Here is a 23,291-nt window from a genome sequence, read left to right as displayed (position 1 = left end):
GGGGAGTGCGGGGGGTGCGGGGGAGTGCCGAGGGTGCCTCGAAGATCACCCCGCGTCGTCGCGTGATCACGCCGCGCGGCGCCCCGTGGTCCAGTCGCACCGGAACGGCGGGCGCAGACTAGAAGAACTTTCTAGAATTCTTTCCGGAGCCCGTTCCGGTCGCCGTGGGTTGTGCACCAGACTGAACAACCGCTGCGGGGACACACGGGGGAGTGCACGAACATGGCCGGCACGGCGGGCAACGGCAACAACGAGGACAGTGAGGGTGGCGGGGGCGGCGAGGGCGGCGAGGACGATCTCGACGGTGGCATCAAGCCGCTGACCCTGACCGACCCGGCCCGCATCGGCCCCTATCTCCTGCTCGGCAGGCTGGGCGCCGGCGGCATGGGCCGCGTCTACCTCGCCCGTTCCGAGGCCGGCCGCACCGTCGTGGTCAAGGTGGTGCACGAAGAGCACATCGCGGACCCGCAGTTCAGGGCCCGATTCCAGCGGGAGATCGACGCGGCGCGACGTGTGGGCGAGCGCTACACCGCGCCCGTGCTGGACGCGGCCCCCGACGCGGAGTTCCCGTGGGTGGCCACCGGCTATGTGCCCGGCCTCTCCCTGGAACAGGTGGTACGCGGCCACGGCGCGCTCCCCACCCCGTCCGTACTCGCCCTGGGGGACGGGCTGTTGCGCGCCCTCCAGGACATCCACACGGCCGGCATCGTCCACCGCGACCTCAAGCCGTCGAACGTGATGCTCACGGTGGAGGGCCCCAAGGTCATCGACTTCGGTATCGCCCGCGCCATGGAGACCTCGGTCGAATCCCTGCTGACCAGCACGGGCATGGTGATCGGCTCTCCGGGATTCATGGCTCCGGAGCAGATACGCGGCGAGAGCGCGGGCCCGAAGAGCGATGTGTTCACCCTGGGTTGCGTGCTGACGTACGCCGCGACCGGCTCGCTCCCGTTCGGGCAGGGTGTGAGCAACCAGCACGCGGTGATGTACCAGATCGTCGAGGCCGAGCCCGACCTCGCAAAGGTCCGCGACGAGAGCCTGCGCGCGCTCATCACCCGCTGCCTGATCAAGACGGCCGCCGAACGCCCTTCTGTGGCAGACCTGTTGGCCGATTCCGGCGGTGAGGGTCCCGTCTCGGCGGAGGCGGCATGGTTGCCCGCGGGGGTGGTGAGTCATCTCGCCCGGCAGTCGGCACGGCTGCTCGACGCGGAGGCGTCGCCGGTACGGGAGGAGAGCGTCGACCGCGGGACGGTCAACCTCCGGCCCGGAGCCGAGGTGCCCGAGGTCGTCCTGGCCGACGGGGTCACCGCAGAGAAGGGGAAGCGGGAACGGCGGCGCCGTCCGTGGACCGTGTCGGTCCCCGTGGCGCTGGTCCTGGTCGTGGGCGGCGGCACGATGGCGATGCTGGGGCCTTTCGGCAGCGACAGTGACAACAACGCCTCACCTCCGTCGAACGGCGCGGCGAAGACCACCGCCCCGACGTCACCCTCACCGGCGGACGCATCACCCTCCAAGGGCGAGAAGAGCCCCCAGGCGTCCGACGACAAGGGCAAGAAGGGCAAGAAGGGCGCCGACGGGCAGGACGGCAAGAACGGCTCGGACGGCTCCGGCGGTCACAACGCCCAGACCTCGGGCGGCAGTTCGGGCTCCACGGGCGGCGCCGATACGTCGTCCGGAGGCGGCGACGCAGGATCCGGCAGCTCGTCCGCCGGTACCGGATCATCGTCGGGAGGCAGCGCTTCCGGCGGGACGAGCGGCGGGAGTTCGAGCAGCGGCGCAGGTTCCTCCAGCGGTTCGGGCAGCAGTGGCACGGTCCCGTCGTCCTTCGTCGGCGGCTGGACGTACGGGGAGTCCTACAACACGGGGCAACCCGGTTCCGTCAGCATCTCCCGCTCGGGCACGGTGCGCCTGGACCACTTTCCGGTCAACAACTGTCCCTACGAGGCCAAGGTGACATCGACGGCGAATCACGGCAGCCGCATCAACGTCGGCACGGGGACACTCGTCGGACCCAACCCGGGCTACTGCAACCAGACGCTCGACGCCTCGTACTTCACCCTCAACGGCAGCGGCATCCAGCACAACGTCGGCGCTGCCAGTGGTGACGGCTACTACTACAAGCGGGCCTGAGGTCGACAGAGCTCAGTTCGCCGGGGCCCACGCGTTCTTGGTCACCCACTGGGCGAGCGTGAGCCGTGTCGGCCGTACCGGGTGGCGGCGGCCGAGTGTCCGGCGGCGCGGCTGGTCGGCCAGCGCGTTCCTCAGCGGGGCGAGATGAGCCGACACGGCCGCCAGGCAGTAGTGCTCGTCCCGGCAGGCGGCACAGGTCGCCAGGTGGGACGTGATGACGTCGGCCTCTTCACCGACGAGGGCGCCGAGCGTGTAGTCGGCCAGTCGCTCACGGACGGTGTGGCATTCCTGAGGTGTGCTGAACATGTCGCGACGTCCTCTCTGATCCGCAGCGTCGGAGCGGGTACCGGGGGCCGGGAGCGCTCCGTTCACCCGTTCAATGTCGACGATGCAGGGGTGCGTACGCGTCGTCCCCCTGAAGCGAATCCCGCCTACCACATCCGTGGTATTCGATGCCTGTATCTGCCACCGACGTGGCCCGGGCCCGCCTGGTAGGGCGGCCTTCAGCCCTGTGGGCGGGTCGCCTCCACCGCGGGGCTGACCAGGCCGCACTGGTACGCCATGACCACGAGCTGGGCACGGTCACGCGCAGCCAGCTTGGTCATGGCCCGGTTGACGTGCGTCTTCGCGGTGAGCGGGCTGACGAAGAGGCGCTCGGCGATCTCGTCGTTCGAGAGGCCAAGGGCCACCAGGCACATCACGTCGCGTTCCCGTGGTGTCAGGTACTCCAGGCGTTCCTGGACGACCGCCGGACACAGCTCGGGCTGTGCGAGGAACCGGGAGATCAGCGCGCGGGTGGCCACGGGTGACAGCAGTGCCTCACCGGCGGCCACCGTGCGGACGGCGTCTAGCAGGACCTCGGGCCGCACACCCTTGCCGAGGAAGCCGCTCGCCCCCGCACGCAGGGCTTCGGCGACGTGCTCGTCGTCCTCGAAGGTGGTGAGGATCAGGACCTTCACCCCGGCGAGCTCCTCGGACTCGCTGATCAGCCGCGTCGCGGCGAGCCCGTCCATGTCGGGCATGCGGATGTCCATGAGCACGACGTCCGGACGCAGTGATTCCGAGAGGTCCACGGCTTCCCTGCCGTCGGACGCCTCGCCCACGGTCTCCATGTCGTCCGCGGAGTCGAACAGCATCCGGAAGGTGCCCCGGAGCAAGGCCTGGTCATCGGCGAGCAGGACACGGATCGTCATGCTCGTCCCTTCTCGTCGATGCTTGTGGGCAGGAGCGGCAGCTCGGCCGTCACGGAGAACCCGCCGTCGGCCCGTGTTCCCGCCTGCACCCTGCCACCGACAGTGACGGCCCGCTCGTGCATCCCGATGAGCCCATGCCCATGTCCATGTCCATGTCCATGCCCGTGTCCATGGTCGTGGCCCGGCTCGGGAGAGGCGGTTTTCGCGCGACCGTCGTCCTCCACGGTGATCGTCAGCCCGCCCGGACGGTAGGACAGGTCGAGCCGCGCCTTGTCGACCCCCGCGTGCTTGCGCACGTTGGTCAGGGCCTCCTGGATGATCCGGTACGCCGCCAGGTCGGCCGCCGGCGAAAGGGGCGCGGGGTCGCCGCTCAGCGTCTGCTTGACGGCGAGCCCGGCCCGCTCGAAGGACGTCAGCAGAGCCGGAACCTGCTTCATGCCCGGCGCCGGATCGCGGGGCGCCGCCGTCTCGTCCGGCTGCCGGAGCAGGCCCACGGTCACCCGCAGCTCGTCGAGCGCGGACTGGCTCACGTCGCGGATGCCCTCCAGGGCGGTGAGCACGTGCTCGGGCCGCCGCTCGACGAGATGGACGGCGACGCCCGCCTGGGCGTTGATGAGGGCGATGTGGTGGGCGACGACGTCGTGCAACTCACGGGCGATCCTCATCCGTTCGTCGGCCACGCGCTGCCGGGCCTCCTGTTCGCGGGTGCGTTCCGCGTGTTCCGCGCGTTCTTCCACGGCCGTCACGTAGGCCCTGCGTGAGCGGACGCCGTCCCCGATCGCGGCGGGCAGCGCCATCCAGGCCACCATCGCCGCGTTGTCGGGGGCCAGCCAGGTCCGGGGGTCGGCCACCATGGCCCCCACCACCAGCAACGCCGCCGACACACCGGCGGTCGTCCAGGCGGTACGCCGGTCGGTGCACACGGCGACGGTGTAGACGGACAGGATGACCGGACTCATCATCCCCAGCGGGCCCGCGCGGAAGTCGAAGCCCTGGAGAAGGATCGCGCAGCCGATGGCCACCACGAGTACGCCGAAGGGGTGGCGGCGTCGCCACAGCAGGGCGAGGCAGCTGATCGCGATGAGCACCACGGCCGGCCACCGGAAGGCGAGCCGGTGCTGGTCGCGAACGACCGAGACGGCCACCACCGACAGTACGAAGAGCATGGTCGACACCAGGACGTCCACGACGCCCGTCCGAGCCCGCGTCCCCGTACTCCCGGCGGTGGTCACTGCCATGCCCCCAACGTAGGCCCGACGGCCGGACGCGGCATCGCGTCGCGACCCCTGCCGGTGACGCCGGACGCCCCGTCGAGCCGCTCGCCCGACGGGGCATCCGGTGTGCGGGGACCGTAGCCGTGGATCCTGCTCAGTCGTTCTCGGCCAGTTGGAAGGCCGGGGCGAGGACCGTCTTCGCGCCGGGGGAACTCGGGATCTGCATCAGCGCGCGCGCCTCCTGGGCGAGGACGTGCATCTGCTTCTGGGCCTTGCGGAGTTCACCGGGATGGCCGTCGAACACCCGGTTGAGCGTCCAGAGCATCTCGGTGTACGCACGGTCGCACCGCTCGGACGCGGCGCGCGCGGCCGAGCCCTTCTTCAGGCGCTGCGTGTCCGGATGGTCGACCAGGCGGTGCACCCCCTGCGGATCGAACGGGATCTCCGGCCCGTCGAACGCCCAGTGGCCGTGTGTCTTGACCAGCCGGCGCCCCTCGGCGATCTCCCAGAACCGGTAGTAGTGCGCCAGTTCGTCCGCGCCTCCCGCCGCCGGGACGGCCGGGGGCGGTCCGCCGGCTGCCACCGCGGCTCCGGAGGCGGTAGACGCCGACGCCGACGTGCCCGCGGCCGAGGCGAGCAACCCCGACACGGCGACCGTGGCGGCCAGTTGCAGAGCGGTGCGCCGGTCGGGCCCGCTGGTGGATTCGTCCTGTCCGGTGGTGTTCATGACGCCTTCCCTGGCAGCGGTCCGACGGTCGGATCCTGTGCATGACCCTCGCCCTGCCCGACGATTTCCAAGATGGCCCAGAGCGCCGTCTGGAGGTCCGTCACCCGGTACAGGCGTCCGGGAGCGGTCGGCCAGCTCACCTGTCGGCGCGGGTCGCCGTCGAACAGGTTCTCCCTAGCGTCGAGGTCGACCAGCGCGAGGGCGACCTGCTGGTAGAACGCGCCGACGGTGCCGTCGTCGTAGTCGGCCTGCGCGAAGAACCTCCGGGGGGCGTCGAGGGCCTCGGCGGTGAGGTTCAGGATGTTCCCGTCGTCGTCGAGCACAGGGTCGTGCTCACCGATGGCGGCCAGTGCCCTCTGACTGGCCGGCGCCAGGGGAACGTGGGGCCGTTCGATGCCCATGAACTCGCTGCGCACCCGCTCGACGGAACATGCGCCGAGCGAGACCTCCAGGCCGGGGAGCACACCGCCGGGCAGCGGACCGGGGTAGACGGGAACCAGGCCCGGGTCGTCGAATCTGGGGGTGACGCCGACCGCGTTCATGATGTTGCCGACCAGCGCCATGTGCAGCATCTCCTCCATCACGACGCTGCGGATGATCCCCGCGACCTCCCGGTTCTGCCCGTCCTTCAGGGAGAACAGCGCGCAGAGATACGGGGGGATGGTGGAGTGCTCGAGGGCGAGTGCCATGCGGAGGAGGTCGTACAGCTCCGCCCGGTCGTGGACCGTGACCGCCCCGGAGAAGGCGTGATCATTTCCGGCCCTCGCGTCTTTGGTGGGAGTCGAAGTCTCGTTCATACGTCCCTCTGATCGCGTCGCTCTGACGCTGCACGATCGCACGGTGCCCTCGCGTTGTCGGACAAGGACGACGCCGAGTAACGCGCTCAGGGGAGCCGAACGGGCAAATGGCGTAAGGGAACGGGGTGCGCGGCGCCGCGGTTGCCGTTCGTGCCGCCCGCCTCCACCGTGGAAGGGGGGTCCTGCCGTGTCCTCGCGGCCCCAGCACAAGGGAGCAGCCCATGACCGAGGCCCTTCCGAGGACGGACGGGTACGGCGCCGACGGGCCGGAGGGATCGGCCGGGGGGCCGGTGGACGAGCGCCGGGAGTCCGTCGCCGACCTGCGGCGCATCGGGATCGACCCGGACTACTGGTACCCGCTGGCCGTGTCACGGGCCGTGCGCAGGGGACGCACCTTCGCCGCCGTCTTCGCCGGCGAACGGATCGCGCTCTACCGCGGCCGCAGCGGCAGTGTCCACGCCCTCGAGGACCGGTGTGCCCACCGCCAGGTCCCGCTGAGCATGGGAGTGGTGGAGGGAGACATCCTGCGCTGCTGCTACCACGCCTGGGCCTACCGCGGAAACGGCCGCATCTCCCAGATCCCGTACCTGCCCAAGGGCTGTGAGCGGCCGCCGCGCGGTGTGCGGTCGTATCCCGTCCGCGAGGCGTACGGCCTGGTGTTCGTGTTCCCGGGTGACCCGGGGAAGGCCGAGTCGGCGCCGTTCCCGGTGCTGCCGGAGTACGGCGCGGCCACGCATCGGACCATGACGTTCTCGCGCACCGTGAACTGCCACTACTCGTTCATGCACGAGAACCTCCTGGACATGAACCACCAGTTCCTGCACCGGAGCGTGCTGGGCCGCATCCGGCCCGAGCTCCTCGGGTACGAGAGCGGCCCGCGGTTCGTCGAGGCCCGCTACCTGTTCGTCCCCGCCGGCGGCAAGAAGGACCGCGGTGCGGGTCTGCTGTCCGCCGAGGGGCTCGGCGGACAGCAGAAACCCGACGAGATCACCATCCGCACCCAGTACCCGTACCAGACCCTGCGGGACGTTCCCGACGGCGCCGAACTGCCGGCGTTCTCCCTCTGGGCCGCGTACGTGCCCAAGGACGCCGAGCAGCGCGTCAACCACGCCTACGGCCTGCTGATGATCGCGAAGCCGTCGGTTCCCGGGGTGCTCCACCTGGCGTGGCCGCTGATCCGGCGGTTCACCGAAAGGGTGTTCGCGCAGGACCGGATGGCGGTCGAGGCCGAACAGCGGGCCTGGGACGAGCAGGGCGAGGACCAGAACCACGAAGTGTTCCCGCTGATCCTGGACGTACGCCACGTGCTGCGGACCAACGGAGTGCCGCTCCCGACGGCCACCGACACCCACGAGGAGCCCTCGGGCGCGTGAGGTGCGGCGGGTCAGCGATGCGGGCCCGATGCGCGGACGCGTCCACCGTCGCGACGCGGCCGCCTCACGCCGCCGGGATCGTCGCCGCGCTGCTCATGACCTGCACGCTCTCGTCGAGCACGTCCGCGGCCGGGGTGCGGTCCGGACTGTAGTCCGCCAGCTCCGGGACGCGGTCGCCGCCGAGGAGTTCCCGCGCGGCGAGCAGACCGAGAGCCGGGGCCAGCGTCACGCCGCTGTGCGTGACGACCGTGTAGAGCCCGGGAGTCGCCGACGAGCAGCCCACCAGGGGCAGCCCGTCCGCGGGGACCGGGCGCACTCCAAGGCGTACGCCGGCCATCTCCGCGGCGCGCAAGGGCGTGAACACCTCACGGCCCAGGCGGTGCAGCTCCTGTTCAAGTGCCGGACCGGCCTGTCGTGCGGGGCCGGACGCACCCTCGACGTCCGGTGGCAGCACGGCGTCCACCGGCCAGGAGATCGATACGACACGGCCGTCGGGAGCGGGCCGCAGATCCACGCCAGGAGTCGCCAGGATCGCTCCGAGGCGCTCCTGCTCCGGCAGCCGGGTGCTCTCGCCCACCAGACCCGGCACTCGGTTCAGCGGCAGCGAACCGCCGGCCAGCGCGGCGATGCGCCCCGCCTCAGGACCGGCGCAGTTGACCACCTGGTCCGCCTCGAAACGCCGCCCCTCCGCCACCACGCCGGTGACGCGGTCGCCGGTGCGAAGTACACCGGTGACCCGCAGTCCGTAGCGGATGTCGGCGCCGTTCAGTGCGGCCCGGTCGAGGAGGCGCCGGGCGAACAGCGGAGCGTCGTACCAGGACGCGTGTTCGTGGACGACGAGTTCGTCGGCACGGCAGGCGTCCGGGCTCACTCCCGGCGCCAGCTCGGCCAGTTCGGACGGAGCGGCCGACCGGCAGGTGTGCCCCCAGCCGCGCAGGCGCTCCGCACGCTCCTTGATGACGAGCTGCTCCCGCTCGGTGTGGCCCCACTGCACGAGCGGCACAGGGTGACGCCAGTCGGCTCCGCCCAGCTCGTCGCCGAGCCGGACATGCAGTTCGGCGCTGCGCCGGTTCAACGCGTAGTACTCGTGCGGTGTCTTGAGGTGCGTGACGTCGATGGAGAAGGTGGCGCTGGAGGTGCCGGCGGCCGGACCGCCCGCCTCGATCACTGTGACGTGGGCGCCGGCGGCCGCCAGATGGTGCGCGACGGAGGCGCCGAGCACGCCGGCTCCGATGACGAGGACACGGGACATGGGTCTTCCTTTGCGCTGCGTGAATGAAGGCTGGTGGCGGGGCGTCGGTCCGGTCAGCGGACTTTCCCGAGGAACGACCGGGTGCGCCCGTGCCGGGGGGAGCCGAGCACGTCCGCCGGCGTGCCGGACTCGACGACGACACCGCCGTCCATGAAGACGAGGGAGTCGCCGACCTCGCGGGCGAAGCCCATCTCGTGCGTGACGACGATCATCGTCATGCCGTCGTCGGCGAGCCCGCGCATCACGTCGAGGACCTCGCCCACGAGCTCGGGGTCGAGCGCGGAGGTGGGCTCGTCGAACAGCATCAGTTCGGGCCGCATCGCCAGGGCCCGGGCGATCGCCACGCGCTGCTGCTGGCCGCCCGACAACTGGGAGGGGTAGGAATGTGCGCGGTCGGCGAGACCGACCCGGGCCAGGAGTGACCGGGCCCGCTCCTCGGCCTCGGCCCTGGACTCCTTCCTGACCTGCACCGGCGCCTCCATCACGTTCTGCAGCGCCGTCATGTGCGGGAACAGGTTGAAGCGCTGGAAGACCATGCCGATGCCGCGCCTCTGACGGGCCACCGCCGCGTCGTCCAGCTCGTGCACCCGCCCGTCGCGCTCCTCATAGCCGATCAGTTGGTCGCGTACGTACAGACGTCCCGCGTCGATCCTCTCCAGACGGTTGATGCAGCGCAGGAACGTGGACTTGCCGGAGCCGGACGGGCCGACCAGGCACATCACCTCGCCGGCCGAGACGCTCAGGTCGATGCCCTTGAGCACCTCGGTCCTGCCGAAGCTCTTGTGCACACCCTCGGCGCGCACCACCGTCGCGGTGTTCGTCCTCATCGGTCCTCCAGAGGTGCGGGCCGGCGCGTGGCCAGGGAGCCGCGCACGCGCTGCAGAGGGGTGGGCGGGAGATCCCGGCTCGACCCACGCCCGTAACGGCGCTCCAGGTAGTACTGGCCGACGCTCAGGACCGACACGGCGAGCAGGTACCACGCGCAGGCCACGGTGAGCAGGGGGATCTGCTGGAAGTTGCGGGAGTAGATGGCCTGGATCGAGGTGAGCAGTTCGGGCACGGCGATCACCGAGACCAGGGACGTGGTCTTGAGCATGGAGATCACTTGGTTGCCGGTGGGCGGGATGATGATGCGCAGAGCCTGCGGAAGCACGATGCGCCGGAGCGTCTGACGTCGCGTCATGCCCAGTGCGTGGGACGCCTCCGACTGTCCGTCGTCGACGGAGGTGATGCCGGAGCGGACGATCTCCGCCATGTACGCCGCCTCGTGCAGCCCGAGTCCGAGGAGGGCCGCCGACGTCTGCGTCACCAGGCGGTTGGTGTCGAACTCGACGAACGTCGGCCCCCATGGCACCCCGAGACCGACGTGTGGCACCACGGCGGCGAGAAAGTACCAGAACAGCAGCTGGACCAGCAGCGGTGTGCCGCGGAAGACCCAGATGTACAGCCAACTCAGCCGCGTCAGCAGGGGGTTGTCGGACATACGCAGAACAGCGAGGACCACGCCACCGAGGATGCCGATGGCCATCGAGGCCGCCGTCAGCCACAGCGTCGTGCCGAGGCCCTCGAGGACGACGGGCGCGAAGAGGTGGTCGCCGACGGTCGCCCACTGCATGCGCGGATTGGCGGCCCACCCCTGGAGAAGGAACACCAGGAGGAACGCCATCACGGCCGACGCGGCCCAGCGGCCGGGGCGGCGCACCGGCACCGCCTCGATCTCCCTGCTGACGGCGGCTGTCTTCGTCACGCCGGTGGTGCGGAGAGTGGACTCGCTCATGTGGTGGTGCCACCGTTCACCGTGGCGCGGTCCAGGGCACCGGACTCGACGTTCCAGCGCTTGAGGATCTTCGCGTAGGAGCCGTTGTCGATCAGCTTCTGGAGGGCCTGCCGGACGGCCTCGACGAGCTTCTTGTCCTGCTTGTTCACCAGGATTCCGTACGGCAGGAAGCGGTACGGCTCGCCGACCTGCTTCATCTGGCCGTGGGACTGCTCGGCCTGGTAGGCGACGGTCGGGGTGCCGCCGACGAAGGCGTCGGCGCGACCGGTGGACAGGGCCTGGAAACAGCCGACGGAGTCGGGGAAGACGAGCGGCTTCGCGGCAGGCTTGCCCGCGGCCTTGCACTTCTTGGCCTGCGCGTCGATGTCGTCGACCTGGGCCGTGCCGTTCTCCACCGCCGCCGTGTGCCCGCACAGGTCGCCCAGCGACTTGATGGATCCGGCGTTCTTCTGCTGGACGAGTATGGCGCTGCTCGTCTTGAAGTAGTCGACGAACGTGACGTGTTGCCGGCGTTCCGGCTTGTCCAGCATGGCCTGGATGGCGAGGTCGTAGCGGCGCGACTGCACACCGCCGATGATGCTGTCGAAGCTGGTCTTGGAGAACTTCACCTTGACACCGAGGATCTGGCCGACCGACGTCATCAGCTCCGGTTCCATGCCGATCAGCGTCTTGTTGTCGGACCCGAGAGACACCAGCGGCGGATAGTCGTCGCCCTCGGCCACGACGAGCTGACCGGAGTCGCGCACCTTCTTCGGCAGCATCGCCGCCAGCTTCGTGTCCTCGCGCTGCGCCGCCGCCGAGCCGGACGGGGCGGCGGGCCCCTTGCCGTTCGCGTCGGCGGAGGGCGAGCCGCCGCACGCCGCCAGCAGGGGAAGAAGTCCGGCCAGCGCCATGCCGGCGGATGCCGCGCGCTTCGTCCGGCAGGCTCGCGGCCCCGAAAGCCATATGTGCATGAGGTGCCCTTCCCTCGGGTCGGCCGGCCATGTCCTGGCCGGTCAATGCCGCTCAATCTGCGGCAGCGGGGACGGCAGCACAAGATAAAGCAGAACGAACATTGCCGCACACATCGTTCAGCTGAGCTGTTGCTCGTAGAGGAGGTGAACTCCGTTCTCACCTGCGGTGAATCAACGGAGGCATCGACTCCGCCCACTGCCGGGCATCCACGTCGACGCGAACTCTGGCGGCGTCGGCGGGCCGGTTGTTAAGTTCTGCTGATGCTGACCCCGACGCAGTTGCAGGCGATCCGTGATGTGGTCGCCACCGGCTCGCTGCGCACCGCCGCACGCCGCCTCGGATACTCACCGTCCGCGATCTCGCAGCAGATCGCCTCGGTGGAGCGGGCCCTCGGCGTGCCCCTCTTCGAGCGGTCGCCACGCAGCGTCCGGCCGACGGCCGCAGGGGCCCAACTCGCCCGCAGAGCCGTCAGGTTGCTCGCCGATCTGGAGGCGGCCGAGGACGAGATGCGTTCCTTCGCGGCGGCGGAACGGGGACGACTGCACCTCGGGAGCTTCTGGTCGGCCGGCTTCCGGCTGATGCCCGCGGTCCTCACCGACTTCCTGCGCGACCGCCCGCACGTCGACGTCCGCTACGAGGAGGGCGACCCGCCCGTCACCCTGCCCGCGGTGGCCGAAGGCCGCCTCGACCTGGCGGTCATCTTCGAATACGGAACGGTGCCCCGCAACGACCCGCCCGACCTGGAACGCACCCTCATCCTGGAAGAACCGCTGTACGTCCTCGTCCCCAAGAAGCACCGCCTCGCCCGCCGCAAACGCATCCGGGTCGCCGACCTCTCGGCCGAACGCTGGATCTGCTACCGCGAGGAGACCGACGCGGCCCGCTCCCTGTTCCACATCTGCGCCGAGGGAGGCTTCCGCCCCGAGGTCATCTTCCGCACGAACGACTACAACCTGCCGTTCGAACTCGTACGCAACGGACTCGGCGTCGCCATCGTCCCCGAACTCGCCCTGAGCAAGTCGGAAGACGTCCACCTCATCCGCCTGGCCAACCCCACACACGTGCGACGCGTCTTCGCCGTGCGCCGCTCGGGAGATCCGAACCCGTTCCTCGACCAGGCTGTCGCGGTGCTGCGCGCGGCAGCGGCCACGATCGACCGCGAACTGTCCCAGACGAACGAACCGCCTACCGCGGTCTGACCGTGGGCCAGGCATGATGACAGGCGCGTGAGTGCGTTCGCCTGACCGTCGCCCTCGCGCGTACAAGGCATGGGCACACTTCGAGAGGTCGATCTCTTGCTGCACACCGGAACCCGGACCGTGATCCTGGTCAATCCCAACACCAGTCGTGGGACGACGTCGATGATGGTCGAGTTGGCGCGCGGCGAGCTGGCGGGGACGGGTCTGGTGGTCGAGGGGGTCACCGTCGAGCACGGCCCGTCGATGATCGTGGACCCGGTCACGCTGGAGGAGTCCGCGCGGCACGTCGTCGACGCGGTGCGGCGCCGGCTCACCGCGCAGGTGGCGGCGGTGATCGTGGGCGCCATCGGCGATCCGGCACGGGAGCGGCTCGCCGCCGAGCTGGACGTGCCCGTCGTCGGTATCGGTCAGGCCGCGATCCTGGCGGCCGCGGGCGGGGGCCGCCGGTTCGCGATGGCGACCAGCACCCCGCTGCTGGTCGATTCGCTGACCGGACTGGTCGAGAGGCACGGCAGGTCGGACGGTTTCACCGGGGTGCGTCTGACGTCCTCCGACCCGGTCGTGCTCGCGGCGTCCGCCGAGCAGCAGTACCAGGAACTGGCCGCCGCGGTGCGGACCTGCGTCGAGGCGGACGGCGCCGAGGCCGTGATCATCGCGGGAGGGCCGCTGAGCGAGACGGCCCGCCGGCTGTCCTCGCTAGACCTCGTCGAGATCGTCGAACCGGTGCCCTGCGCCGCGAGGTTGGTCGCCGATCTGGTGGGCGCCGGGGCCGGTCCGGGCGGGCCGGCCGGCTCTGGCCGGGGATCGGGTGGCGCTCCCGTGCGCCACCTCTAGACTGGCCGTTCCAGTAGCAGTCGGGTGAGCGGACGTGGGCTGAGACCAGTGGCGATGTCGTCTTCGAAGTTGTACCGGAACAAGATGCCGTTGCGTGACATCGTCGGCGAACACATTCGCAGCAGCATCTACGACGGTACGTTCGCGCCCGGCACGCGGTTGGTGGAGCAGGAACTGGCGGAGAGGTACTCGGTTTCCCGCCTGCCGGTGCGCGAGGCGCTGCGCGTCCTGCACAACGAGGGACTCGTCGAGCACCTGCCCACGCGCGGGATGGTCGTACGGACTCTCGACGAGCGGCAGGTGTGCGAGCTGTACGACCTCCGCGAGGTGCTGGAGGTCCTTGCCGCGCAGCAGGCGAGCGAGCGTGTGGCACAGGGCGCCGAATGCGGTCTCGCGTCCGCGTTGCACAAGGCGCGAGAGGCGGCCGGCGAGGACGACGTGGCAGGTGTGCACGCGGCCAACTCCGTGCTGCACAGGGAGATCACGGCGCTGGCCGACAACGTGCTGCTGGCCCAGACACTCGAGCCCATCGTCGGGCGGGTCGACTGGCTGCGCCGTGGGGTGGAGGACTTCGTCGTGATCTTCGACGAGCACGTGGCGCTGGCCGACGCGATCGCCGGTGGCGATGTCGAGGGTGCGGGCGAGGCGGCGCGCGCACATGTACGCGCGTCGCGGGAGCGCACGCTCACGGTGCTGTTCGGCTGAGGCTGAGATTGGGGCCGGGGCCGTTTACGAGTCGGCTTCGGGTGTCACGCCCGCCTCGTCCGATCCGCCCGCCTTCGCCGGGAGATCCGTGTGCAGGATCTCGCGGGCCTGTTCCGCGGCGCGGGTGATGCTCTCGCCGACGAAGTCGACGAAGCGGGCGATGTTCTCCAGGCGTACGGCGGCCGGGGTGTCGGGGCCGAGGACGCCGACGCCCTGGCGGGCGGTCTCCGCGAGTTGGGTGTGGGCCCGGGCGGCGGCGATCATCGACTGGTACCACACGTCGTTGTCGACGAGGTAGCGCTCGCGGCGGTGTTCGCCGGGTTCCCGGCGGGCGAGGCCCTGGCTTTCGAGGAACGCGATCGCCTTGGACACCGACGCCGGGCTGACCTGGAGGCGCTGGACGAGTTCGGACGCGGTGAGGCTGCCCGCGTCGGTGGTGAGCAGGCAGGTCAGGACCCGGGCCATCATCTTGGGCAGGCCCTGCTGCATCAGGAGGGTGGTGAACACCTCCTCGTACTCGCGCACGGCCTCGGCGTCGCGTCCGGGGGCCTGTTCGGGTGTCTGCGGCCCGCGGGGGGCGGCTTGTCTGCGCCGGTGGGCGCGGCGTTCGGTGGCGCGGTGGGCCAGGTCGGCGCGGTAGGCGGAGGGGCCTCCGTTGCGCATCACTTCACGCGTGATGGTCGAGGTGGGACGGTCCAGACGCCTCGCGATCTCCGCGTAGGCGAGTCCGTCGGCCACCCCCAGCGCGATCTGCTGGCGTTCCTGCTGGGTGAGTCTGCCTCCCGGCACCGCGATCTCCCTTCAGTTCCCTTGGTGCCACGACCATAGCGTTCACTCCCTATCCAATGCAACGGACGAAGCGCTGACGTTGCATTAAAAACGGTCCCGTTGCAACGATTAATGGGCAACTACCTGCACTGATGTCCATTGCTCGCAACAGGCTCCTTGTCCGCCACTGGAATGCAACGTAGCGTTTGCGATGTCAGAAACGACGAACCCGCAGTCTCTGACAAACCATCAGGAAAGAGGAGCCATGACCATCAAGCAAACCGCCGTCTGGACCGGCATGGTGCCCGTGGACGACACGGCCCTGGCAGTCACCGACACCGGCGGTCCCGGAATCCCCGTCCTCTACCTCAACGGCCAGTTCGCGACCCAGGGTTACTGGCGTCGGGCCGTCGCCGAACTGGGGACGGACTGGCGGCACATCACCTACGACGAGCGCGCCCGCGGCACGAAATCGAAACGTTCGGCGGACTATTCCTTCGAGGCGGCCGTCCGGGACGTCGACGCCGTACTCGCGGCGCGGGGTGTGGACCGGGCGCTCCTGGTGGGCTGGTCCTACGGAGCGTGCGTCGCGGCGCACTGGGCCCGCCGGAATCCCGACCGTACCGTGGGCGCGGTCCTCGTGGACGGGGCCTTCCCCCACGACTGGCTCGACGACGCCATGGAGCAGCGGATCCGGAAGCTGTTCCGGCGGATGGGCTGGTTCACCCCGCTCCTGCGCCCGACGGGCCTGACCCCGCGGATGAGCGCCGCGGAGCAGGCCGACAGCAACATCGAGCTCGGCAGGCTCTCCCGCGAGCGTGAGCTGGGACCCGTACTGGACAGCATCACCGTCCCGGTGCGTTACGTGGTCGCTTCGGGGACATCCCTGGGGAGCCGGGGTGACGAGCAGGAACGGATCCGCACCAGCCTCGACGGGGTGACGGTCCGCAACCCGAACATCAAGATCAGTGCGAAGGTCGGCAGTAATCACGGGGCGATCCTGAAGAAGGACTCCCCGGCCATCGCCCAGGCCGTGCGCGAGACCGTGACTGCCGCCCGCGATCAGGAGATCCGCTGAGGTCACGGTCCGTCCTGCGGTGCCGGCGAACTCCTTGAGCAGCAGGGCCGCGAGCAGCACGTCACCCTGAATCCCGCCCGCGTCGGGGTTGTACTTCCGCAGGGGCGTGGCTGGACGCAGCAGGTGCCACCGGCCTCGGAGGGCCTGAGGCCGACCGCGCTATATTCACCGGGTTTCGTCGCATCGCCAGCGGTGCGACTGCTGCACAATCGGACCGCGCTTGTCCGGCTGCGCCGGTGCTACATGAGGCTCACCGGGCTGTGCGGTTCGTCGGCGCCTCCGTCTTCGCAAGCATCAAGTACGGCTGCTGAACCCGCCGCCACAGCTTGCTGTTCCCGTCCTGGTGGTCCGGTCATGGTCATGGGCCGACCGGGGCGCTTGTCCCAGGGTGCGGTCTTCGCCGTACCTCGTCGTCGGCCGGCCTCGCAGTGCGACGAGCGCTTGGCCACCCAGGTGCTTGCCCTCCGCTGGCGCGACCCGCGTCATTCAACCCGCCAGCTCCGCCAGCCACGGATGCCCAGGGTGTACCAGCTCCAGCCACCCACTCAGGACATCCCGTCGCGCCCTGCTCAGCAGCGGCAGCACTCCGTCGAAGTCCGCCTGATCCTTCGGTCGTGCCGCCTTCGCTTTGAACAGCAGCACCAACTCCGGCACCAGGTAAGGGATCCCGTCCGCCGTTCGCGCAATGATCGCGTCGTACGGCAGCCGAAGTCTGTCGTCGCGCCGGCAGATCCACGTGCCGCCTTCGTGCGGCTCGCGGAAGACGTCAAGCAGGAATTGGCCACTCACCGGATCCCGCAGCCAGGTCTGGTGCGTGGCCGCCAGGGCCTCATCTCCCGCCTCCGGCCAGACCCGCCCCGAACCCACCGCGTCAAACACGCACTCGGGGAAGCGGTCCCGAATCTCCGGGAACTCCGCTGCGGGCACAGCGATCTCCAGATCGCCGTGCGGTCGCGACTGTTCCCCACGGAACAGATCCAGAGCCCACCCCGCAGCGATACACCAGGGCGCCTTGACCCCATCCAACCGCTCCGCGACTTGTTGCGGACTCCAGGCGTCCGCCCAGCGGGCCTCCAGCTCGTCCGCATCGAGCACAGCGCCGCCGGGCGGCAGGGGTCCGGTCATCGGCACAAACTACTCCCGCAACCCGACGCGGGGACAGCTGCTTGATCGCCTTGGTCGCTCTGGGAGAGCCGCGCCCCTCCCCTGCCACGGTTATGCCGATCCTTGTGACCGCTGGGACTGCGGGGTTCCACCGGCCCGGGCCATGGGAGCGCTGAGTCAGCGTTTGACGCGGTTACGGACAGCCAGGATCGCCAGGCCCAGAAGGACGGGCTCGGTCACACGGGACGCCATCTCGATGTAGGTGCCGGAAGTGGTCAGGTCTTGGTCGGCGGAGCGGAACACCACTGAGTTGAGGGTGACGTTCAGAGCCTGTTCGAAGCGCGCGCCGTTGAACCTTTCCCTGGTGGGGTTCTGGGGATCGGCCTTGTCGATCTCGAAAGTGACTTTGCCTCCGCCGGCCGGGACGGTGCCGGTCACTGCCTGCTTCGGGGCGTCCTTCGGGAGACCGAGGCCCATCAGCAGCACGATGGTGACGAGCATGGCGGCGCCGAGCCACGCCAGAGCCCGGGAAGCGCGCATGCCGTAGCCAGACAATGCCCAGTAGGCAGTCAGAAGACCCCGCTCGCTTCGGGGTATGTCGTCGGCGTGGCGGCGCATCTCCATCTCCCCGTAATAGAAGTCGGCGGACCCAGGCTCGTGCTTGCCATCCTCGAACGCTTTGCGAAGCGCGCGGTACACCGGCGCCAGTTGCAACGGCCCGACGCGCCCGGCGCCGTACACGGCCACGTTCCAGCCCGGGACGGCCCCTGGTTGGCTCGCGCGCCAGTGGTGTTCTTCGGCGAGGGTGCGGCGTTGGGTGAACCGGATCGGATGCCAGCCCCGCCAATGCATTGCGGGCGGGACCGTGTTGAAGGTGCATGCCCCCTCCAGCCGTATCTGGTCCAGGTGCACGGTCCCGGTGAACAGGCACTCCGACAGATCGACGTCGGAGAGGACCAGATGGGCCGCGTCCACCCCACGCATCGAGGCCATCCGCACCGTGGCGTCAGGCGCGCCAGCAAGAGCCTGCCCTGTCACTGGCCGCCCGTCGGAGAGCACGAAGAGGGCGGCCTCCGCGGCGATCGTGAGGGGGTACTCGAAGACGGCATGGGAAAAGTCCACCGTGGCGTAGCGCAGCCGCAGCTCGGCCGTCGACATCCAACGGGTTCGCCGGCACTCCACCCGACGCGCCACGCACGACAAGGTCATCGGACCGCCGAACACCGCACCAACCAACGAAACTCTTCCGGCACACACAAACGGCCCAAGGTCAACAAGACGCTTGAAGGTCGCCGCCCCGAACCAGGCGTCGTCCTCGAAGGTCGCCGACTCGAAGCTGGCGCTTTCCTCGAAGGTAGCTGTCCCGAACCCGGCCCTGCGCTTGAAGGTCGCCGACCCGAACCCGGCGCGCTTGAACGTCGTCGACTCGAACCTGGCCCTGCCCTTGAAGGTCGCCGACCCGAACCAGGCGTCGTCCTCGAAGGTCGCCGACTCGAAATTGGCCTCACCCTCGAAGGTCGCCGCCGTGAAATCGGCGTCGCGCTGGAAGGTCGCTGACCCGAACCGGGCAAGGCCGAGGTGAGGTTGTCCGGTGCCAGGGTCACGAAGAGCGCGGAGGAGCTCGTTGAGAAGTTGGGTAGTGAAGGACGTGCCGCGGTGGTCGACTTCGGTTCCAGGCTGCAGGCCGGCCAGGTAGGCATCCCGGTCGGTGTCAGCAAGATGAGCCAAACACACTGTGTGGCCACGCACGTGAATGCCGCGACAGCCCACAGGATCGTCAGGGGCGGCTCCGCGACCGCAGTGAGGCCAATCGGGCGGCTCTGGCGATGGTGTGGTCATACACCAAGGGACGATCAAGCACGGCCGACAGTTGCCGTCCCCGGCGTCGTCGGCTGCCTGACGCAGGCCGGGGAGCCGGCGGCATGGCTGCCGCAGGGCAGAAGCAGCGGGGTGGGTCAGGGGGTGATGGAGAGGACGATCTTGCCGGTGGTGCGGCCGATCTCACCCAACGTGTGGGCCCGGACGGCTTCTTCGAGGGGGAAGACCTCGTCGACAATGACGCGCAGGCGGCCGCCCTCGACCAGGGAGGTAACCTCGCGCAACCCCGCATGGTCGGGCTCGACGAGCATGAACACCACCCGGATACCGGCCGCCTCGGCCTCCTTGGCGGGGAAGGTGTCGTCCAGCGGCAGGATCGAGATCAGTGTGCCGCCCAGCCGCAACGTTTGCAGGGACCGGGCCCAGTTGGGGCCGCCGAGGGTGTCCAGGACGACATCGACGTCGCGGAGGGTCTCGGTGAAGTCCTGGGTGCGGTAGTCGATCAGCTCGTCGGCGCCCAGCGAGCGCAGCAGCTCGTGCTTGGCGGCGCTGGCCGTGCCGATGACGTATGCGCCGCGGGCCTTGGCGATCTGCACGGCCAGGTGGCCGACGCCTCCGGCAGCCGCGTGGATCAGGACGCGCTGGCCGGGCTGGACGTTCGCGGTGTCCACCAGGGCCTGCCAAGCGGTCAGCGAGGCCAGCGGCAAGGCGCCGGCCTGGATGTGGTCCAGGCCCTTGGGGCGCGGGGCGAAGTGCCGGGTCGGGGCGGCGACGTACTCGGCATAGGCGCCCGCCGGGTGCGGGAAGCGCGGCATCCCGAACACCTCGTCGCCGACCTCGAAGAGTGTCACCCCGCCGCCGACCGCCTCGACCACCCCAGCGACGTCGAATCCCAGAGTGAACGGCGGCCTGGCCCCGGTGGCGAACACGCCGCGCTCGCGGGTCTTCCAGTCGGTCGGATTCACGCCTGCCGCGTGCACCCGGACCAGGATCTCGCCCAGGCCCGGGACGGGACGCTGCGTCTCGACGACCTTGAGGACTTCCGGGGTTCCGGCGGCGTCCTGGGAGACGGCGCGCATGGTCGAGGGGCTGGTGGCCTGGTCCATGATGACGTGCTCTTTTCAGCAGTGCGTTTCTTGTCGTTCGTGCCGTTTCTCCTGGGCACGTCCTCAGACTGCCTGGGCGGAAGGCCCCCCAGTAGTGGCCCGATGGCCATGGAATGAAAGGATCGGGCCATGCACCACATTGGCGTTCTGGCCCTGGAAGGCGTCGTCCCCTTCGAGCTCGGCATCCCCGCCCGGATCTTCGGCGCCGCCCGCGACCGCACAGGCAACCGGCTCTACTCCGTGACCACGTGCAGCCTGGATGGCAGCCCCGTCCGCACCGAGGCCGACTACCAGCTCACCGTCTCCCACGACGCCTCCCTGCTGGCCACCGTCGACACCGTCGTCATCCCGCCCTCCCACGCGCTGGGCCCCATCCGCGAGGAGGGCCGCCTGCCCGACACCCTGCGCGAGGCCCTGGCCGCCATCCGCCCCGGAACCCGGATCGTGGCGATCTGCACCGGCACCTACGTGCTGGCCGCCGCGGGACTGCTCGACGGCCGCCCCGCCACCACCCACTGGCGCGAAGCCGACCGCCTGCAGCGCATGTTCACCACCGCGCGCATCAACCCCGACGTTCTCTTCATCGACGACGGCGAGATCCTCACCTCTGCCGGGGTCGCCGCCGGCATCGACCTGTGCCTGCACATCGTCCGCCGCGACCATGGCAGCGACATCGCCAACGAGGTCGCCCGCTCCTGCGTCGTACCGCCCTGGCGCGACGGCGGCCAGGCCCAGTACATCCAGCGCCCGGTCCCCGACCCCACCGCCCCCGGCACCGCCCCCACACAGGCGTGGATCATGGAACACCTCGCTGAACCCGTCACCCTGGCTGACATGGCCGCTCACGCCAACGTCAGCGTGCGTACCTTCACCCGCCGCTTCCGCGACGAGGTCGGCATCAGCCCCGGCCAGTGGCTCGTCCGCCAGCGCGTCGACCTGGCCCGGCACCTGCTGGAGACCACCGACTGGTCCGTCGACCTGGTTGCCGACCGCGCCGGATTCGGCACTGGCGTCTCCCTGCGCCAGCACCTTCATGCCACCATCGGGGTCACACCCCAGGCATACCGCCGCACCTTCCGCCCCACACCCGCAGCAGCCTGACAAGCCGCAGCTCGATCAGCTCTTGGCACCTTGGAATTGGCGTAGAACGCGGACATTCCAGTCGGCACCGCCCCCAGCCTCGCGACAGCCACGGCCTGGGCGGACGATCCCCGCCCAGCGACCGGTTCAGCGCAGTAGCGGCAAGCAACTCACCGTTCCCCCCGGCCTACGGCACGTTTCCGGCGTATTCCGGCTGCCCTCCTGGTGGGCCCGGTGATGTTGTGGCAGCGCTTCAGGGTCTTCGCCATGGTCAGCACGGTCGTCTCGTCGGCGCCCGTGATCGTGACTGCTGGTTCGAGCTGGGCGGGCGCTTCACACGATCGGGGTGCGGTCAGAGTCGCTCGACTCCGCTGACGTCATCGCCCCGGTGTTGCCGCACGGCGTGGGGTTCGGCGAGTTCGGCGGCTCAACAGGCTCTTCGATGGGGCGTTGCGGGAGACCGGCTCACCATCTGGGGCATCGGTGCAGCGTGTCATTGAGGCTTACTGCCGTTTGAGAGCCCTTCCTACTCCGGTTATTACGGTCGTGACCAAAATCCACCCGGTCACCATGAGCCCGACGGTGACAGCCTTCGCCCAACCGGTGGGGTCCCAAGCCGTGTCTTGCCCCAAGTTCAGCAGGGGGATGAGGACGTCGAGGGTGTACAGGAATGGATCCCAGGCAGGGCCCGAACCCGGTGCTGTGCGGGGCAGCAGTCCCACTTGATGAAAATACGTCGCGCCAACCGTCAGAACCGCAAACAACCACGCAAGCGCACGACCGGGACGATATCCGAAGCCAACAGTTATGTCTTGGATCGTGCCCCACATGGATCCCAGCCGACCCATGGCCTTGTGGCGGAGTTGTTCCTTGCTCCTGGGAACCCTTCGCGCTTCTTGCTCACGACCTTCAGTTCGGAGGGCGCCAGCAAGTTGTTCATGCGGGCGGGGCATGAAACCGTGACTCCGGGCGGGATGGGGAGAGCCATCCAAGACCCCATAATTTCTGATCCAGGCCAACTGCTCCTTGACAGTGGGCCGGGCGTCAGCTTCCGCCCGTTCACTGAGTCGGTCATAGACGAACCCACTCAAGTCAACCAGACAACTTTCGGGGCCCCCGGAAGATCGATTCAAGTGCAACACCGCCCTTGGGGCCCGCGCTGCCGTCAAAATCAGGCCCCAATCATTGGGGCGATCGAAGATGACATCGTCAAACGAGAAGCCCTCTTCGGTGTGTGCGCCGATGGCGTCGATGACACCGTGGACAACGAGGTCGTGAGCCATATGGGCTCCGCCGATCCTGGATCCCTTGAGCCGAATCTTTCCGTTGATCCTGCAACCTCGACGAAGGTGGAGGCTGCCGCCGATCACGGCGCCGCCGAGAGTAAGCGCACCCCCTATCGTGCTTCCATCGAACTCTGCAGTGCCGCCGATCCGAGCGCTGAAGAGCTGCACCTCACCGGTCACATGTGAGTTTGGGAGGCCCAGCCATTGGTCCACCTGAACGAATAAGCCACTAATTTTCGGTAACTGACAGCCACTCAGACTCAAGTAAGCGATCCAGGCTCTGTCGAGTACGACCCTTTCTTCGAAATGGCAGCGCTCGAAGATTAAAGGGACATCGGTCGAGGAGTATCTGGAGCATTTGCGGCAGGAGCCGTACTCGCCGCATACCGTCCGTAGCTACGCGCATGGCCTCGCGTTGTGGTGGTCGCTGCTGGAAGAGCGCGATCAGGACTGGCGGAAGGTCGGTGTCCAGGACCTGGCTCGGTTCAGGCAGCGGCTTCGCAACAGCGGCAGCGATCCCTCCGTGCTCAGGCTCCGCCCGGACAAGCCCGTGCCGGACAGCACCGTGGACGCAGCCCTGACCGCGGTGATGAGCTTCTACCGCTACCAGGCGAGCGTCGCGGACGTGCCCGCTGCCCGGCAGTTCTACGTCCACGTCAAGGGCGGCACGATGGAGTCACGTGGCCGGTACGCCTCGTTCCTGGGGCACCTCGGCGGAGGCCAGAGCCGTCGGGTCGTCGGCCGACGCCGCGCCCCGAAGCCGACGCCACCATTCCTGACGCCCTTGCAGATCACAGTGATCAAGCAGGACGCGGCGGCTTTCCAGAGCGAGCACCGGTGCTGGTCCGGTGACCTGCGGATGCGGATGCGGATGCGGCTGCTGTGGATGCTGTTGG

21 protein-coding genes and 1 pseudogene are annotated in these 23,291 nt (G+C 69.3%); 9 read left to right on the top strand and 13 right to left on the bottom strand.

The annotated features are described in order from the left end of the window. Positions 1–222 precede the first annotated feature (222 nt). A complete protein-coding gene (locus EOT10_RS31155) occupies positions 223–2,130 on the top strand; it encodes a serine/threonine-protein kinase (protein WP_127831715.1) in 1,908 nt (635 codons plus the stop codon). Positions 2,131–2,142: 12 nt separating this feature from the next. On the opposite strand, the gene EOT10_RS31150 is transcribed toward EOT10_RS31155, so the two are convergent. The 5 genes from EOT10_RS31150 to EOT10_RS31130 form a co-directional block, all read right to left on the bottom strand. Beyond that, a complete protein-coding gene (locus tag EOT10_RS31150) occupies positions 2,143–2,436 on the bottom strand; it encodes a zf-HC2 domain-containing protein (protein ID WP_127831714.1) in 294 nt (97 codons plus the stop codon). Between the two features lie 197 nt (positions 2,437–2,633). Beyond that, a complete protein-coding gene (locus tag EOT10_RS31145) occupies positions 2,634–3,323 on the bottom strand; it encodes a response regulator transcription factor (protein WP_127831713.1) in 690 nt (229 codons plus the stop codon). Further along, entirely contained in the window at positions 3,320–4,561 is a 1,242-nt protein-coding gene (locus EOT10_RS31140) for a sensor histidine kinase (protein ID WP_127831712.1), read from the bottom strand. The genes EOT10_RS31145 and EOT10_RS31140 overlap by 4 nt, the downstream gene beginning before the upstream one ends. Positions 4,562–4,691: 130 nt before the next feature. Further along, positions 4,692–5,264 carry a hypothetical protein gene (locus tag EOT10_RS31135; RefSeq protein WP_127831711.1) on the bottom strand — a complete coding sequence of 191 codons (573 nt, stop codon included), beginning with the start codon at positions 5,262–5,264 and terminating at the stop codon, positions 4,692–4,694. After that, positions 5,261–6,061, bottom strand: a complete 801-nt coding sequence (locus EOT10_RS31130; protein ID WP_127831710.1) for a ferritin-like domain-containing protein — start codon at positions 6,059–6,061, stop codon at positions 5,261–5,263. The genes EOT10_RS31135 and EOT10_RS31130 overlap by 4 nt, the downstream gene beginning before the upstream one ends. 221 nt (positions 6,062–6,282) lie before the next feature. Here EOT10_RS31130 and EOT10_RS31125 point away from each other — a divergent pair, with 221 nt between their 5' ends. Continuing rightward, positions 6,283–7,434, top strand: a complete 1,152-nt coding sequence (locus EOT10_RS31125; protein WP_127831709.1) for an aromatic ring-hydroxylating oxygenase subunit alpha — start codon at positions 6,283–6,285, stop codon at positions 7,432–7,434. 64 nt (positions 7,435–7,498) lie between these two features. Here EOT10_RS31125 and EOT10_RS31120 read toward each other — a convergent pair whose 3' ends face one another. Genes EOT10_RS31120 through EOT10_RS31105 form a run of 4 tightly spaced genes read right to left on the bottom strand, consistent with a single transcriptional unit; the run spans position 7,499 to position 11,416 of the window. After that, positions 7,499–8,686, bottom strand: a complete 1,188-nt coding sequence (locus EOT10_RS31120; protein WP_127831708.1) for an NAD(P)/FAD-dependent oxidoreductase — start codon at positions 8,684–8,686, stop codon at positions 7,499–7,501. A gap of 53 nt (positions 8,687–8,739) precedes the next feature. Continuing rightward, entirely contained in the window at positions 8,740–9,513 is a 774-nt protein-coding gene (locus tag EOT10_RS31115; protein ID WP_127831707.1) for an amino acid ABC transporter ATP-binding protein, read from the bottom strand. Continuing rightward, positions 9,510–10,463 carry an amino acid ABC transporter permease gene (locus EOT10_RS31110; protein WP_127831706.1) on the bottom strand — a complete coding sequence of 318 codons (954 nt, stop codon included), beginning with the start codon at positions 10,461–10,463 and terminating at the stop codon, positions 9,510–9,512. The genes EOT10_RS31115 and EOT10_RS31110 overlap by 4 nt, the downstream gene beginning before the upstream one ends. Continuing rightward, positions 10,460–11,416 carry an ABC transporter substrate-binding protein gene (locus EOT10_RS31105; RefSeq protein ID WP_127831705.1) on the bottom strand — a complete coding sequence of 319 codons (957 nt, stop codon included), beginning with the start codon at positions 11,414–11,416 and terminating at the stop codon, positions 10,460–10,462. The genes EOT10_RS31110 and EOT10_RS31105 overlap by 4 nt, the downstream gene beginning before the upstream one ends. A gap of 261 nt (positions 11,417–11,677) precedes the next feature. Between EOT10_RS31105 and EOT10_RS31100 the strand changes: the two genes are divergently transcribed. The 3 genes from EOT10_RS31100 (at position 11,678) to EOT10_RS31090 (ending at position 14,155) form a co-directional block, all read left to right on the top strand. Further along, on the top strand, positions 11,678–12,616 hold the full coding sequence (locus tag EOT10_RS31100) for a LysR family transcriptional regulator (protein ID WP_127831704.1): 939 nt from the start codon (positions 11,678–11,680) through the stop codon (positions 12,614–12,616). Positions 12,617–12,712: 96 nt separating this feature from the next. After that, complete coding sequence (locus tag EOT10_RS31095) at positions 12,713–13,450, top strand: aspartate/glutamate racemase family protein (protein WP_223281315.1); 738 nt, start codon at positions 12,713–12,715, stop codon at positions 13,448–13,450. Between the two features lie 54 nt (positions 13,451–13,504). Then, positions 13,505–14,155, top strand: coding sequence for a GntR family transcriptional regulator (locus EOT10_RS31090; RefSeq protein ID WP_127831703.1), 651 nt, complete (start codon positions 13,505–13,507; stop codon positions 14,153–14,155). Positions 14,156–14,179: 24 nt separating this feature from the next. Here EOT10_RS31090 and EOT10_RS31085 read toward each other — a convergent pair whose 3' ends face one another. Beyond that, positions 14,180–14,944: a GbsR/MarR family transcriptional regulator gene (locus EOT10_RS31085; RefSeq protein WP_127831702.1), complete on the bottom strand. Its 765-nt coding sequence runs from the start codon at positions 14,942–14,944 to the stop codon at positions 14,180–14,182. Positions 14,945–15,188: 244 nt separating this feature from the next. Between EOT10_RS31085 and EOT10_RS31080 the strand changes: the two genes are divergently transcribed. Then, positions 15,189–16,001, top strand: coding sequence for an alpha/beta fold hydrolase (locus EOT10_RS31080; RefSeq protein WP_127831701.1), 813 nt, complete (start codon positions 15,189–15,191; stop codon positions 15,999–16,001). Positions 16,002–16,487: 486 nt separating this feature from the next. On the opposite strand, the gene EOT10_RS31075 is transcribed toward EOT10_RS31080, so the two are convergent. The 3 genes from EOT10_RS31075 to EOT10_RS31065 all read right to left on the bottom strand — a co-directional run bounded on the left by EOT10_RS31075 (position 16,488) and on the right by EOT10_RS31065 (position 20,029). After that, positions 16,488–17,126, bottom strand: coding sequence for a nucleotidyltransferase domain-containing protein (locus tag EOT10_RS31075; RefSeq protein ID WP_127831700.1), 639 nt, complete (start codon positions 17,124–17,126; stop codon positions 16,488–16,490). Positions 17,127–17,282: 156 nt separating this feature from the next. After that, positions 17,283–18,944: a pentapeptide repeat-containing protein gene (locus EOT10_RS31070; protein WP_127831699.1), complete on the bottom strand. Its 1,662-nt coding sequence runs from the start codon at positions 18,942–18,944 to the stop codon at positions 17,283–17,285. Between the two features lie 116 nt (positions 18,945–19,060). Next, positions 19,061–20,029, bottom strand: coding sequence for an NADP-dependent oxidoreductase (locus EOT10_RS31065; protein ID WP_127831698.1), 969 nt, complete (start codon positions 20,027–20,029; stop codon positions 19,061–19,063). 129 nt (positions 20,030–20,158) lie between these two features. Between EOT10_RS31065 and EOT10_RS31060 the strand changes: the two genes are divergently transcribed. The 3 genes and pseudogenes from EOT10_RS31060 to EOT10_RS43235 all read left to right on the top strand — a co-directional run. Next, positions 20,159–21,130: a GlxA family transcriptional regulator gene (locus EOT10_RS31060; protein ID WP_127831697.1), complete on the top strand. Its 972-nt coding sequence runs from the start codon at positions 20,159–20,161 to the stop codon at positions 21,128–21,130. A gap of 704 nt (positions 21,131–21,834) precedes the next feature. After that, positions 21,835–22,581 carry a hypothetical protein gene (locus EOT10_RS31055; RefSeq protein WP_127831696.1) on the top strand — a complete coding sequence of 249 codons (747 nt, stop codon included), beginning with the start codon at positions 21,835–21,837 and terminating at the stop codon, positions 22,579–22,581. Positions 22,582–22,666: 85 nt separating this feature from the next. Then, positions 22,667–22,990 (top strand): annotated as a pseudogene (locus tag EOT10_RS43235) (site-specific integrase); the annotation flags it as partial. Positions 22,991–23,291: the final 301 nt, after the last annotated feature.

The sequence above is a fragment of the Streptomyces antnestii genome (assembly GCF_004005495.1).
GTDB classification, from domain to species: domain Bacteria; phylum Actinomycetota; class Actinomycetes; order Streptomycetales; family Streptomycetaceae; genus Streptomyces; species Streptomyces antnestii.
Note: the sequence above shows the minus strand (reverse complement) of the source record. Positions and strands in the feature narration are given on the sequence as shown.